General features: G+C 38.4%; 13 protein-coding genes. 1 reads left to right on the forward strand and 12 read right to left on the reverse strand.

The features are described from left to right. Positions 1-37 precede the first annotated feature (37 nt). Complete coding sequence (locus ABIB40_RS17180; protein ID WP_354360627.1) at positions 38-658, forward strand: LysE family translocator; 621 nt, start codon at positions 38-40, stop codon at positions 656-658. Between the two features lie 583 nt (positions 659-1,241). On the opposite strand, the gene ABIB40_RS17185 is transcribed toward ABIB40_RS17180, so the two are convergent. From ABIB40_RS17185 to ABIB40_RS17240, 12 genes are all read right to left on the reverse strand, one after another. After that, a complete protein-coding gene (locus ABIB40_RS17185; RefSeq protein ID WP_354360628.1) occupies positions 1,242-3,143 on the reverse strand; it encodes an amidophosphoribosyltransferase in 1,902 nt (633 codons plus the stop codon). Between the two features lie 229 nt (positions 3,144-3,372). Further along, the gene (murI, locus tag ABIB40_RS17190) at positions 3,373-4,200 is read right to left on the reverse strand and encodes a glutamate racemase (RefSeq protein ID WP_354360629.1); all 828 of its coding nucleotides are present in this window, start codon (positions 4,198-4,200) and stop codon (positions 3,373-3,375) included. Positions 4,201-4,346: 146 nt separating this feature from the next. Then, entirely contained in the window at positions 4,347-4,922 is a 576-nt protein-coding gene (locus tag ABIB40_RS17195; protein ID WP_354360630.1) for an OmpH/Skp family outer membrane protein, read from the reverse strand. Positions 4,923-4,977: 55 nt separating this feature from the next. Next, a complete protein-coding gene (locus ABIB40_RS17200; RefSeq protein ID WP_354360631.1) occupies positions 4,978-5,505 on the reverse strand; it encodes an OmpH/Skp family outer membrane protein in 528 nt (175 codons plus the stop codon). A 92-nt stretch (positions 5,506-5,597) separates the two neighbouring features. Continuing rightward, on the reverse strand, positions 5,598-8,153 hold the full coding sequence (gene bamA, locus ABIB40_RS17205; protein ID WP_354360632.1) for an outer membrane protein assembly factor BamA: 2,556 nt from the start codon (positions 8,151-8,153) through the stop codon (positions 5,598-5,600). A gap of 155 nt (positions 8,154-8,308) precedes the next feature. After that, the gene (gene uppS, locus ABIB40_RS17210; protein WP_354360633.1) at positions 8,309-9,049 is read right to left on the reverse strand and encodes an undecaprenyl pyrophosphate synthase; all 741 of its coding nucleotides are present in this window, start codon (positions 9,047-9,049) and stop codon (positions 8,309-8,311) included. A 21-nt stretch (positions 9,050-9,070) separates the two neighbouring features. Then, positions 9,071-9,874: a type IX secretion system protein PorG gene (porG, locus tag ABIB40_RS17215; RefSeq protein WP_354360634.1), complete on the reverse strand. Its 804-nt coding sequence runs from the start codon at positions 9,872-9,874 to the stop codon at positions 9,071-9,073. Between the two features lies 1 nt (position 9,875). Further along, positions 9,876-10,757 (reverse strand): NAD kinase, encoded by an 882-nt coding sequence (locus ABIB40_RS17220; protein WP_354360635.1) that lies wholly within the window; start codon positions 10,755-10,757, stop codon positions 9,876-9,878. Positions 10,758-10,766: 9 nt separating this feature from the next. Continuing rightward, positions 10,767-11,429, reverse strand: a complete 663-nt coding sequence (locus tag ABIB40_RS17225; RefSeq protein WP_354360636.1) for a CBS domain-containing protein — start codon at positions 11,427-11,429, stop codon at positions 10,767-10,769. Continuing rightward, positions 11,429-12,193, reverse strand: a complete 765-nt coding sequence (locus ABIB40_RS17230) for an alpha/beta fold hydrolase (protein WP_354360637.1) — start codon at positions 12,191-12,193, stop codon at positions 11,429-11,431. The genes ABIB40_RS17225 and ABIB40_RS17230 overlap by 1 nt, the downstream gene beginning before the upstream one ends. A gap of 168 nt (positions 12,194-12,361) precedes the next feature. Beyond that, on the reverse strand, positions 12,362-12,805 hold the full coding sequence (locus ABIB40_RS17235) for a GatB/YqeY domain-containing protein (protein ID WP_354360638.1): 444 nt from the start codon (positions 12,803-12,805) through the stop codon (positions 12,362-12,364). A gap of 32 nt (positions 12,806-12,837) precedes the next feature. Next, on the reverse strand, positions 12,838-13,602 hold the full coding sequence (locus ABIB40_RS17240) for an SDR family oxidoreductase (protein ID WP_354360639.1): 765 nt from the start codon (positions 13,600-13,602) through the stop codon (positions 12,838-12,840). Positions 13,603-13,604 lie beyond the last annotated feature (2 nt).

Raw genomic sequence — 13,604 nt, forward strand, 5'->3', positions numbered from 1 at the left:
AAATTGCATATTCGCACTTAAACAAAAGAAACAGTAAATGTTCGAAGCCATTTTATTGGGTATAGGTGCTGGGTTAATTTCGTCCTTTTTAACTGGCCCGGTGTTCTTTGCCATGATAAAGACCAGTATAGAAAAAGGTTTCAAAGCTGGTTTTTCCTTGGCTATCGGGGTAATTGTAAGCGATGTTATCTTAATTGCCATTGTACTTTTTGGAACGCAATTTTTTGAATACAAAGCTGAGTTTGACAAATATGTAGGTATTATTGGTGGCGTTTTTTTACTTGCCGTAGGCATTTATTATCTCGTATCTAAACTTACGGTAAACTATAAAAACAGGTTAGAGAAAATAAACAAACGCGGCTATTTGATAAAGGGTTTTTTGATGTGCATCCTTACGCCTTCTACTCTTATGTTCTGGATTATTGTTAGCGGAATTATTTCTGTAAAGCTAAACAACAAGCTCGACGAAAAGTTGCTGTGCTTGTTTATTGCGATGGCAACCCAGTTAAGTATAGATGGCGGCAAGTGCTATTTCTCTAGTAAATTGAGGTACAAAATTAAAGAAGGCGCACTTAAAAAGCTTAACAAAATAGCCGGAGTTATCATTATTCTATTTGCCATTTGGCTAATTGTAAAGACTTATTTAAAGTTCTACTAGGCTAAGTGAAGTGATACGTTGTACGTTTTGAGTTGTACGAAACACCTCTTCTGGCGCAAATTTAAAGCCAAAGGCAAAAGCTATCGCAGACTGCGCTTTTAAGAGACCTTGATGAAATATTGAGCTATCAAAATAAGATTGTTTTAGAAAAGTCCATTTAGACTTTTTATTGGGTGTCAAACCAAATAAAAATTTGCGCTTAATCTTATAGATTATGCTAATTAAATACCCCGGTCTGCGACAACCCCTCTGAAAGAAGGGAATTTCCCTCATATCTTTTATTGTGAGAAACTCTAAATTTTCGAATCTAGACTTATCCCGTAAAACGACTAATTTTTTCCTTCGCATTAGTCTTTCAGCGTGTGGCTTTAGACTCTTTTCTTTGCTCCTTATTCGTTGTCCTAGTACGCCCCACCAATCCTCAACACTCGTATCTGCTCCGTGCCTTTGTTCGTTACAAGTTAAACAGAGATTGCTTCATACCTCGCAATAACGCGGTATGAATAAGGAATTAAGTCTTTCAACTAGCTCCAAAACAATTCGACCCTCAACCTCAGTCTTAGCCTTAACCTCGGTATAAACCTCAATAAGCTCTCTGGTTATTTCCTTCTTTCCAATTGATAAAAGCCCTATTTACCACCTTATTACCGCCTGGAGTTGGGTAATTTCCAGAAAAATACCAATCGCCTTTGTTTTTGGGGCAGGCAACATGCAAATTTTCTAGGGTTTGATAGATTACCTCTACTTCGGCTACCGTGTCTTTTGGAGTAATGATTTCCGCTATCTTCTTAGAGATTTCTTCGGGTGAAAACGACTTGTAAATTTCTTTAACATGGTTTATAATTTCTTCTTTGGGCAACAACATAGATTCGATGCATTTTTGGTACACATCTTCTATTAATTGCCACATCCCACGTTCGGTAAGCAACTGAATTGCTGCATCAAAAGCTACAAATTGTCCCATACGGCTCATGTCTATGCCATAACAATCTGGGTAGCGAATTTGCGGTGCAGAAGAAACAATGATGATTTTTTTGGGATGCAGACGATCCACAATCTTAATGATGCTCTGCTTTAACGTGGTGCCTCGCACAATAGAATCGTCTAACGCAACTAGCGTATCTTGCATATTTCTTACAATGCCATAAGTTGTATCATACACATGGGCCACCATTTCTCCGCGATCTGCATCTTGCGCAATAAAGGTGCGGAGTTTAACGTCTTTTACCGCGAGTTTCTCTACCCGTGGGTTTATAGACAACAACTCGTCTATCTCTTCGTCGCTCAGCTCATTACGCTTTTCTAGCATCGTCTTTTTCTGATGATTGCGCACATATTCATGCACCCCCTCTACCATTCCAAAGAAAGCAACCTCTGCCGTGTTTGGAATGAAAGAAAAGACAGTATTTTTTAAATCGTACTTTACAGCACTTAAAATCTGGTCGCAAAGCAACTGGCCAAGTTTTTTACGTTCCCTATAAATTTCTACATCGCTACCTTTAGAAAAATAAATGCGCTCGAAAGAACAAGAAAGCCTCTCTGTGGGCTCGCGAAACTGCTCCATGCTCACCTCACCTGTTTTCTTAATAATTAAGGCATGGCCAGGTTCTATTTCTTTTACATTTTTAAACTGGATATTGAAAGCCGTTTGAAGCGCAGGCCGTTCTGAAGCAGCAACCACAATCTCGTCATCGTAATAATAATAGGCTGGACGGATACCGGCAGGATCTCTCATGATGAAAGAATCGCCATTGCCCACCATACCGCAAATGGTATAGCCGCCATCCCAAGTTTTGGCAGAACGGCGCAAAATGTTTGCAATGTTTAAGTTGTTTGATATTTTCTTGGTGATTGTTACATTGTCATCGCCTTCCTTTTTGTAGGCATCAAACAACTCCTGGTTCTCATCATCTAAAAAATGCCCAATTTTTTCTAAAACCGTAACCGTATCTGCCTTTTCTTTTGGATGCTGACCAAGCTCGTACAATTGCTCTAAAAGCTCATCTACGTTGGTCATGTTAAAATTACCCGCGATAACCAAATTTCTGGTCATCCAGTTGTTCTGCCTTAAAAACGGGTGACAACTTTCTATGCTATTCTTCCCGTGGGTACCGTACCGCAAGTGTCCCATCAATACTTCACCAATAAAACTTACATTCGCTTTAAGCCACTCTGGGTCTTGCATCAGCTCTGGCTGGTTTTCTTGAATGTCTACAAATTTCTTTTGCACATATTCAAAAATGTCCGCCACTGCATTAGGAGCCATACTTCTATACCTGCTAATGTACCTATGCCCAGGCTTCATATCTAATTTAACGGTTGCAATGCCGGCGCCATCTTGCCCTCGGTTATGCTGTTTTTCCATTAAAAGATATAACTTGTTTAACCCATAAAGTGCGGTGCCGTACTTTTGGTGGTAGTAAGAAAGTGGTTTCAGTAGCCGAATAAAAGCAATTCCGCATTCGTGTTTTATCTGATCACTCATGTTGTGGTTTTAGAGCCGCAAAGGTATCTTTTTAAAACTTTACAACCTAACCAAAACAACGTTTTTACAGCAGTATGGTTTTTAGTTCTGGTTGAGGTGTGGAGACGTTTGGTCGTGAAGGTGTTGAGGCGTGGAGATGTTTAGTCGTGGAGGTGTTGGGGCGTAGAGTCGTTTGCTTGCTTACTTAAAACTTATCACGTAAAACGCACCACTTTCCCCATATCTTTCTCTAATCCAAAATTACCTTGTTTGAAGTGATTAATTCGCCAAAAAAATGGGAGCCATGTTGGTTAAAACTCGACAAATCTCCACTGGTATAAAATTTCTTTTCTCGTGTCTTACTCAGCCTTTTTTCCATTTCTGGGTGACGGGCTAAATAATCGGCCAGACTATTTGCCACAATACTTCCCTGAGATAAAATTTTAATGTTTGAAGGAAAAAAATTCTCCAATTTTGGCAAAAGCAAGGGATAATGCGTACAGGCCAACAGCACACAATCTATTGCTTCATCTTGCGCAAGTAAAGCGCTACAATATTCTTCTACAAAAAAATCAGCGCCTGGTTGTAAATACTCGTTGTTTTCTATTAAAGGCACCCACATTGGGCAACTTTGCTGAAAGACGTTTAACTCGGGGAAAAACTTTTGAATTTCTAACAAATAAGAGCCAGAATTTACTGTACCGCGTGTGCCCATAATGCCAACACTTTTGCTTTCTGTAAAACCACCTATAATTTCGGCCGTAGGCCTAATTACCCCTAACACCCTTTTATTTGGATACTTTAAGGGCAAGTCTCTTTCTTGGATGGTTCTTAGCGCTTTCGCTGATGCCGTGTTGCAAGCTAAAATAATCAACTCACAGCCCTGAGAAAAGAGCCAATCTACACACTCTAATGTATATTTATAAATAACATCAAAAGGTTGATCGCCATACGGGGATCGGGCATTGTCACCAAGGTAAATATAATCGTACGCAGGCAACCTATCTGCAATGGCTCTAAAAACAGTTAAACCTCCGTACCCAGAATCAAATATCCCAATGGGCGCATTTTGTAGCATATTTTCTAATGTTTACACGAAAACCAAAGATAAATCTTTTAAACAGCATTAGAAATCCTTTTTTAACGGCGCTGAAACCAGGTCATAAAAAAACAGGCCTAATATTAATTAGACCTGTTCTCTAAATTCAAGCAATATTTAACGCCCTATTTCTTTGGTGCTGCTGCCTTGGCGGTAGCCGAAATGCCTAGCTTTGTTTTAACCGCAGCAGTAATGTCATCTCCGCCTTCCCAATAAACCAAGTTATTTCCTCCTTGGCCATTTGCAATATCAAATACGTAAGCCAAACCTTTATCCTTAGCTACAGCAGAAATTGCGGTAGCCACTTTGGTTTGAATGGGCTGAAAAAGTTCACCCTGTTTAGTGCTAACTTCTTGAGACGCTTTTGTGCGTGCATCTGTAACACGTTTTTCTAATTCTTGCAACTCTGCACCTGCAGTTTCTAATTGTTTTCCAACTGCTTCTTTGTTGGCTTCGCTCAGGGTTTTTTGTAAAGCTTGAGCAGCCGTCATCTTGGTTTGATATTCTTTAACCATCCCATCTATTTCTGCCTGTTTTGCTTTACCTAAAGTTTCTAAGGTAGCTTGGGCGGCTTTCGCTTCTGGAAGGTTAGAAAATACTTCTTCTGAATTCAGGTGACCGAATTTTTGTTGTGCACTTGCCATATTAGTTGTTAGCATTAATACAGCGGCTACAAATAATACGTTAATTAATTTTCTCATTTCTATTATTCTTTGGTTGTGTTGTTTTCTTTTTAAAATTTAAGGGGCGAATATACTAATTATTTGTACCGGGTTTGTATCCTAATTTAACAATAACTTCTTTACTAAGATCATATCCCGTACTTGCGTAAATCATCATAGTAGATTCGCTGCTTTTGTCGAAAATAAAATCCAAGAATTTAGATTTTGCAATCTCTTTTACTGCATCAGATACCCGTTCTTGAATGGGTTTGAGCAGTTCAACTCGTTTCTGAAACAATTCTCCGCTTGGACCAAATTTCTCTCTCTGAAATTCTTTTGCTTGTTTTTCTTTCTCTATGATTTCGTTCTCACGACGTTTCCGCATATCATCGGTTAACAAAACTCTATCTGCCTGGTAAGATTTGTACATCTTATCAATATCGGTAAAGTTTTGATCTACCTGCTGTTGCCATTGTTTAGAGGCAACGTCGAGCGTGTTCTGCGCCGCTGCATATTCTGGTATCTGTTTTAAAATATACTCTGAATCTACATAAGCAAATTTTTGGGCGAAAGCCCCTGCTGAGCTAAAAAGCAGGAAGGCTACAAAAAGATATTTTTTCATTTGAGTGTATGTTATGTGTGTAAAACAATTAGAAGTGCTAGGCAAATCTATTTAATTCTCTTACACAAGTTATGCCAAAAGCTTACAAATTCTTAAAGTCCACCTAATTGTTGTGCTATGCTAAATTGGAATTGCCCTTTATTGGCATCTTTAACACCAGGAATTTTATCAAAGCCATAACCATAATCTATACCAAGCAAACCAAATATAGGTAAGAATATTCTAGCTCCTACCCCTGCCGAACGACGAATGTTAAATGGATTAAAGTCGCCAAACTTATTCCAAGTGTTACCACCTTCTGCAAATGCCAGAACAAAAGCTGTAGCTTGTTGGCTAGTAATAACCGGGTATCTAGCTTCTAAAATATATTTTGCATAAAGCGGGCTACCAGAATTTTGGGCAATTCTTGGGTCAGACCCTACCGGGATAACCGAGTTGTTTGTATAACCACGCATTCCTATAATTTCTGATCCTTGAAGGAAATCGAAGCCTTGCATGCCATCGCCACCCAATTTAAAACGCTCGAAAGGCGATTGGCCAACTGCCTTTGTATATTGGCCTAAGAAACCAAATTGAGCTTGTGCTTTAACTACTAAGTTTCCTGCTACGCGCTGAAAGAATTGAGAATCGAATTTCCATTTATGGTATTCTGTAAAACGATACCGTTCTTTATCAGACGCAGTTGCATAATTGGTTTTATTAAACAACGAATATGGTGGCGTTGCTTGGATGGTAAACTTTAACAATGAACCAGATTTTGGAAATATTGGTGAATCTCTCGAATCTCTACTTATTTCTTGTGTTAAGTTGATGTTGTATGAAGTACCCGTGCTAAATAAAAAGCCGTTGTAGTTCTGTAGAATATATTGTTGGAAACTTAACGCATGGCTCAATTGAAAATAATTATCTGGCCAATTTAATCTTCTACCCAAACTTACTGTAACACCGTTTAAGCGAATTTTCTGATCTAATGGGCTTTCTTGGTTTGGGTTATAATAGTTGGCCGGTACATTCTGCGAAGAAGTAAATGCGCTTATCCCAAAACTTACTGGTTTTTTTCCACCAAACCAAGGTTGAGAGAAAGAAAAGCTATACGATTGGTAATATTTTCCGTTTGTCTGCCCTCTTAAACTCAATTTTTGTCCATCGCCTTTTGGTAAAGGACGATAAGCACTTCCGTTGAATAGATTTTTTAAAGAGAAGTTATTGAAGGTTAGGCCTAATGTACCGATAATACGTCCACCACCAAAACCTCCAGAAAGTTCTATTTGATCTGATGGCTTTTCTTCTACCTCGTAGGTTATATCAACAGTACCATCAGCAGTATTCGGATCTACCTTAGGATTGGTTTTTTGTTCGTTAAAATTACCGAGCTGGCCAATTTCTCTAATTGTACGTATTAAATCAGATTTGTTAAATTTCTGCCCAGGTTTTGTTCTTATTTCTCGCAACACCACTTTATCGTTTGTAATGGTGTTTCCGGTAACGCCAATTCTATTGTTGGTGTATTGTGGTCCTTCTGCTATATGTAATTCTATATCAACCGTGTCTTTGTAAACGTTTTTAACAGGATCTATATTAAATGTAAGATATCCATTATCCGTATACAAACTGTTAATGTCTCCACCGTTTTCTCCACCACCGTTCAATTTCTTACTTAGTCGCTCCTCACTAAACACATCTCCTTTTTCTATCGTTAACACCTTACTTAAAACACTATCTGGATAGATGGCATTTCCAGCCCAAGTAATCTTTCCAAAGTAATACTTGTTTCCCTCGTAAACATTCATCAGAATATTTACCTTTTTGTCGTTGTATTTATAAATACTGTCGCTAAGCAATTCGGCATCATAATAGCCCTTATCTTGCATTTTGGCGATCATCTTTACCTTATTTTCCTCATATTTTTGCTTATCAAACTTACCAGAACCCCAAAACCTCCACCATTCAAATTGTTTCGGGTTTTTTAAGAATTTTCTAAGTTTCGCCGCAGAAAATTCTTTGTTTCCGGTAAAATCTAAATGTTGTACCTTAACCCTATGGCCTTTATTAATATTCACCTCTAATACTACACTATTCTCTGCATTTGGGTCTTTGCGGGTACTGTAACTGATCTTAGTAAAATAGAAGCCCTTATCTAACAGGTATTTTTTAATAATACCAGAGGTGGTATTGTAAAGGTTATCGTTTACAATTTTGCCCGGCTTATCATTTAGTTTTTCTTGAAGCGCTGTTTTAGTCGATTTCCCAACACCTTTAAGATCTATCGAACTTAAGCGAGAAAGCTCCACAACAGCAATGTCAAAATAGACGGTATCACCTACTATTTTATCTACATTAATTTTAACGTCGTCAAACAAACCTTGCGCCCAAAGTGTTTTTATCGCATCGGCCGTTGCCTCACCAGGCAACACTACTTTATCGCCCTTGTTTAATTTAGATAAAGTAACCAGCACATCTTTATCGAGGTATTTAGTGCCGGTAATTTTTGTACCACCAATAATATACTCTTTCGGACTGAAATAATCTATGTCTAAATTACCCACTTTTAAAGAAGGGGTTGCAGGAGCTTGGCCTGATGGGCGAATTTGAGAAAACGCTGGTAGGGCAAAAATTAAAAGGATAAAAACCTGAAATATTCTTTTCATTAAAATACGTTGTTCGGTAAAAGGCACGAAGATAGCAATGTTTTTTAAACGATGGTTTTTGCCGTTCGTTTGGCATGCATCCATTTTACATTTTCATGCTATAAACATGGCGCTAAGTTAGTTTAAAGGCTTGTTAAAAAGTGTTAAAAGAAAAATTAGTTTAATTGTTCGCTAATTTTTCCGAAACGGCGCTCGCGTTTTTGATAATCTACAATGGCCTCGAAAAGATCTTTACGCCTAAAGTCTGGCCACAAAACATCGGTAAAATAAAACTCGGTGTAGGCCATTTGCCATAGAAGATAATTGCTAATTCTATGCTCTCCACTCGTTCTAATCATTAGTTCTGGATCTGGAATATTTACCGTAGTAAGTTTAGATGCAAACAACTCCTCGGTAATTTGGTCAACTTGAAGTGTATTTTCCTTTACGGATTGGGCAATTTTTTTGGTTGCGGCCAAAATTTCCCATTTTGCACTATAGCTTAGGGCCAGGGTAAGCGTGCATTTTGTATTATGGGCAGTTTTACCCATGGCTTCGTTTAGATCATCTATGCATTCTTGAGGTAGCGATTCTATGTCGCCAATGGCATTTAGCTTAACCTTATTTTTATTTAACGTTTCTGTTTCCTTATTTATGGTTGAGATAAGAATTTGCATCAATGCATCTACTTCTTCTTTTGGCCTATGCCAATTCTCTGTAGAAAAGGCATAAAGTGTCAAAAATTCTATGCCTACGTCTACACAGCCCTCTACAATATCTTTTACAGATAAGACGCCCTGTTCGTGACCGAAAATGCGCATTTTACCTTGATTTTTTGCCCACCTGCCATTGCCGTCCATTATTATAGCAATGTGTTTCGGCAAACGATTAACGTCTATTTGTTCTTTAAATCCCATTTTTCGAATTACAAAAACTATTTAAAAAGAATAGCATTTTGCGGAAACAAAGGTAATAGATATGCCAACACTAACAAATAGGTAAGTATCTCTTTTTCTAAAGTCGCCTCGTTGCGTTCCTGGTATCCCAGCTTTGTTTAGGGATGGGTCTGAAAAGTTAATAAATTCTTCGCCATTCTTTACCAATGCTGGGCTTGCGCTGTAAAGCCCGCTTACATCGTCTAAATAATCTGTAGTTGGGGTTCGATACCCAATTTCAGAAAAAACGCTAAATCCGCCGTTGCGCTGATATCTTAAACCCAAGCCATAAGGAATGGTTAATGTCTTTCTAGAATACGGTTTATCTTGCCCCTCTGTTCTCAGTTCGGCCAACTTGTAACGAGTTCCATCGTATTTTACAGTTGGGTCAAACAAGAGTAGGCCAACACCAGCAAATATATATGGGGTTAACCTGCGCTCGTTGCCATTTAATCCAAAGCCAAAAAAATTAAAATCGCCAATGGCACTCAATTCATTCATCCCTGTTTTAAAAGCCAGATTTCTATTTCTAAATTGTGCATTGTTAGAATTTGCATCTTTACCAGCGATCTGCCCAAAAGTATAATTAAGGCGGACGCCTAAATATTCTGAAAAATTTCTTTTTACATATAATCCTGCAGATATACCGCTCAACAACAATGGGTTATTTTGATTTAAATCGCCCATATAGCCGGCGCCACCTGCTGCCAACCCCAGCTCCCAATTGCTATAACGCGGCTGCGCATAAACAAGGCTGGTTATTAAAAAAAACAGCATTAACAAAAATAATTTTTTTAGTCTTGCCATGCTAATAATTCCGGGTATCAATGCCCCAAAGTAATTTTTTTCTCAGCGTTTTCAAATAACTCTCGTTGTTTAAACGTATGAGGTTTAGGCCAAAAGAAGCACGTTTTAAAGTAATTTTCACAGACCGTTCTACAGTTACCGTTCTACTATCGCATGACACCAAAAACTTAGATTCCCTTGCCTCCACCTCAAAAGAAAGGGTATTTGCATCGGGCAACACAACCGGCCTAACATTTAGGTTATGAGGAGCAATTGGCGTAACTACAAAGTTTTCTGAACCGGGATAAATAATAGGCCCACCGCAGCTTAGAGAATACGCTGTAGAACCTGTTGGGGTGGCAATTATCAAGCCATCTGCCCAATAAGAATTTATAAACTCACCGTTCATGCTGGCGTGAATAATCATCATTGCCGATGTGTCTCTTCTATGGATGGTTACATCGTTGAGTGCAAAATTATCTTCGCCAAAAAGCCCATTATCAGACTCTAGCGTCAATAACGACCTGCTCTCTAGGGTAAACTCTCCCTTAATCAGTTCGTTTAGTGCATTTTTAATCTCGTTTTTACCAACGCTTGCCAGAAAACCTAAGCGCCCAAAATTTATTCCTATTACTGGTATGCCAGAATCTTTAATGAGCGTTAGGGTATCTAACAAAGTCCCGTCGCCACCAAGTGTAAGCAATACATCTGCTTGAGCCTTTAATTCTTTATTGTTATGAAAAACGGTTGTATTTTTTGGCAAGTTAATTTTATCCTGCAAAAAATGCTTGAATCTGGCATAAATTACCGGGTAAATTTTAAAACCCTCCAATTGGTCAAAAATTTCTTGAACATAAGGCAAAACCGTGTCGTTGAAATTTCTTCCGTAAATTGCTATCCTCATAAAATGGCCTTAAACATTTAAATAGTTCATAAAAGAGTCGAACCTCTCTTGGCTTCCATCATCTATTTTGATGTTGTTGTACACTTCTTTTACATGATAATTATATCTTTCAAAAGAGGCTACAAGTCCGGTAATATCTGTTTTATTTATTTTAAGCGTTAATTCTAAACGCGTTGTATCTGCAAAAGCGTTTACCGATGAAGACAGTACCTGTGCGTTATCTGCCTCTACAATTTGGGCAATATGCGCCAAAGAATTATCTCGATTACCAATTTCTAACACAATAATTCCTCCTGTTTCGGTTACAGCAAATTGTTCTCCAACGGCATCGATAACATCGTTTATAGAAATTACGCCCAAATACTTTTTTTGTTGATCAAGCACAGGCACGGCGGTTAGCTTCATTTGGCTCATCAATCTAATCACATCATACGTGTGTGCAGCGCTCAGCACAAAAGCATTTATCAAAGTTGAAGGTATGTCTACCACTTTGACTGAATGATCCGCAACTTCTAGCAAATCTTCTTCCATTAACAAACCCAAAAACACACCTTTGTTTACAACTGCGAGGTGTTTAAGCTTAAACTCGTTTAACCTATCTAGGGCAACCTGAACAGTTTGCTCTGGCTTTAACGACGGAATTTGATTTGATATAAGTTCTTCAGCAAACATTATTTAAGTAAAATCCTATTTAAAAATTTATCTAAATACTCATTAAAAACAGTGGGATGTTCCATCATGGGCACATGGCCACAATTATCAACCCAATTTAATTCTGAGTTTGGCAACAGGGAATAAAACTCTTCTGCCACCTCTGGCGGTGTAACGGTGTCGTTTCTGCCCCATATTAAGGAAGTGGGAATGGTAATTTTAGAAAGTTCTTTCGACATATTGTGTCTTATGGCCGATTTAGCAAGTGTTAAAATTCTAATAACCTTTGACCGATCGTTTACTGTAGCATAAATCTCATCTACCAATTCCTTGGTAGCAATTGTGGGATCGTAAAAGGTAAGCTCTACTTTCGTTTTTATATACTCATAACTTTCGCGCCGCGGAAAAGAGCCACCAAAAGCATTTTCGTATAATCCAGAACTGCCTGTTAACACCAAAGCCTTTACAAATTCTTGATGAGAGGTGGTAAAAACTAAACCAACGTGGCCACCTAGTGAGTTACCTATCAAAACCACCTGACTAAGATTTTTAAATTTTAAAAACCTATGTACATACCTAGACAGCGCTTTGACTCCCAAAGTTAAAACAGGTAGTTCATAAATTGGCAAAATAGGCACCAGTACGCGATAATTGTTTTTAAAATGATCAATTACATTCTCCCAATTGCTCAACTCTCCCATTAGTCCGTGTAGCAATACCAACGTTTCTCCAGTTCCAACCTCCACATATTTAAATCCGTCTTCTTCGATAATTTGGTATTTCATAGATATGTTACTAGTATTTGCTACTAAGGTAGTAGAGTAAATTTAAATTATTGCATCTAATCCTGTTTTTTCTTTTAAAGCAATGAAAAACAGCAGCTCGCAAAACAGGAGATTTTTTTTTAAAGTTCGGGCATTAAAGAAGTGCAATATACTTAGACAACGGGAACGTTATCCTAATTTTTCCTTTACTACTTCTGAGATGAGTTTCCCATCGGCTTTGCCTACCAACTGTTTGTTAGCCAAGCCCATTACCTTGCCCATGTCTTTCATATTTGTTGCGCCAGTCTGTTTAATAAATTCATCTATAGCCGTTTCTATCTCTGCTTTAGACATCTGCGTTGGCAAAAACCGGCTAATTACTTCCATTTCTTCTGCCTCTACCTGATATAAATCCTCTCTGTTTTGCGCCCTGTAAATATCTGCAGATTCTTTTCTCTGCTTAATGAGTTTTTGAAGAATCTTTAATTCGCCTTCTTCGTTAAGATCAGCTGCATCTTTCTCTGTTTTGGCCACTAATAACGCTGCCTTAATAGCCCTAAGGCCTCTTAAAGCTGCATTGTCTTTTGCCAACATTGCGGCTTTTATTTCTTGATCTATTGTTGTTGAAATCATTTTTTGTTCTAGTGTTATTTAAGTTAAAACGTTTAATTTTCTTTCCTCTTTATAATCGTTGCCGTGGCCTGCGCCGTTGGCATTACCAAAATATCGTTGATGTTTACATGCTTTGGTCTGCTGGTTACGTACCAAACCGCATCCGCAATGTCATCGGCAATGAGCGGTTCTAAACCTTCGTACACCTTTTTGGCGCGATCAGTATCCCCATTAAACCTCACCATAGAAAATTCTGTTTCTACCATTCCCGGATTTACTGCCGACACCCGGATTCCATGCGGCAACAAATCTATCCTCATGGCTTTACTTAGCGCATCTACAGCATGTTTGGTTGCACAATATACATTTCCGTTTGGATAAACCTCTTGACCTGCGATAGATCCAATGTTAACGATATGGCCGTTCGCGTGCCCAACCATCCATGCAGAAACAATCCTTGTAACGTACAAAAGCCCTTTTACGTTGGTATCTATCATGGTATCCCAATCGTCTATCTTCCCTTTGTTAATAGGGTCCAATCCGCGACTTAAACCTGCATTGTTTATCAACACATCTACTTTTTTCCATTCTTCTGGTATGGCTTCTAGCTCGGTGCTGAGGTTTTTTTCGTCCCTCACATCAGCAACAATAGAAATTATCTTTACATCGTATTTATCTGCCAAATGATGAGAAATTTTTTCCAACTGTTCTTTACGCCTAGCTAGCAAAATAAGGTTAAAACCATTTTGGGCGAAGATATGTGCACAAGCCTCACCTATTCCAGAGGTTGCGCCGGTAACTAATGCTATTTTTTCCATTT

It is taken from the genome of Pedobacter sp. UYP30 (assembly GCF_040547165.1).
Classification (GTDB): Bacteria; Bacteroidota; Bacteroidia; order Sphingobacteriales; family Sphingobacteriaceae; genus Pedobacter.

What these genes read in the sequence shown, in the direction of transcription:
- ABIB40_RS17180 (WP_354360627.1), top strand. Translation starts at nt 38, where the DNA reads ATGTTCGAAGCCATTTTATTGGGTATAGGTGCTGGGTTAATTTCGTCC.
- ABIB40_RS17230 (WP_354360637.1), bottom strand. Translation starts at nt 12,193, where the DNA reads ATGAAATACCAAATTATCGAAGAAGACGGATTTAAATATGTGGAGGTT.
- ABIB40_RS17235 (WP_354360638.1), bottom strand. Translation starts at nt 12,805, where the DNA reads ATGATTTCAACAACAATAGATCAAGAAATAAAAGCCGCAATGTTGGCA.
- murI (WP_354360629.1), bottom strand. Translation starts at nt 4,200, where the DNA reads ATGCTACAAAATGCGCCCATTGGGATATTTGATTCTGGGTACGGAGGT.
- bamA (WP_354360632.1), bottom strand. Translation starts at nt 8,153, where the DNA reads ATGAAAAGAATATTTCAGGTTTTTATCCTTTTAATTTTTGCCCTACCA.
- ABIB40_RS17195 (WP_354360630.1), bottom strand. Translation starts at nt 4,922, where the DNA reads ATGAGAAAATTAATTAACGTATTATTTGTAGCCGCTGTATTAATGCTA.
- ABIB40_RS17185 (WP_354360628.1), bottom strand. Translation starts at nt 3,143, where the DNA reads ATGAGTGATCAGATAAAACACGAATGCGGAATTGCTTTTATTCGGCTA.
- ABIB40_RS17225 (WP_354360636.1), bottom strand. Translation starts at nt 11,429, where the DNA reads ATGTTTGCTGAAGAACTTATATCAAATCAAATTCCGTCGTTAAAGCCA.
- porG (WP_354360634.1), bottom strand. Translation starts at nt 9,874, where the DNA reads ATGGCAAGACTAAAAAAATTATTTTTGTTAATGCTGTTTTTTTTAATA.
- ABIB40_RS17200 (WP_354360631.1), bottom strand. Translation starts at nt 5,505, where the DNA reads ATGAAAAAATATCTTTTTGTAGCCTTCCTGCTTTTTAGCTCAGCAGGG.
- uppS (WP_354360633.1), bottom strand. Translation starts at nt 9,049, where the DNA reads ATGGGATTTAAAGAACAAATAGACGTTAATCGTTTGCCGAAACACATT.
- ABIB40_RS17240 (WP_354360639.1), bottom strand. Translation starts at nt 13,602, where the DNA reads ATGGAAAAAATAGCATTAGTTACCGGCGCAACCTCTGGAATAGGTGAG.
- ABIB40_RS17220 (WP_354360635.1), bottom strand. Translation starts at nt 10,757, where the DNA reads ATGAGGATAGCAATTTACGGAAGAAATTTCAACGACACGGTTTTGCCT.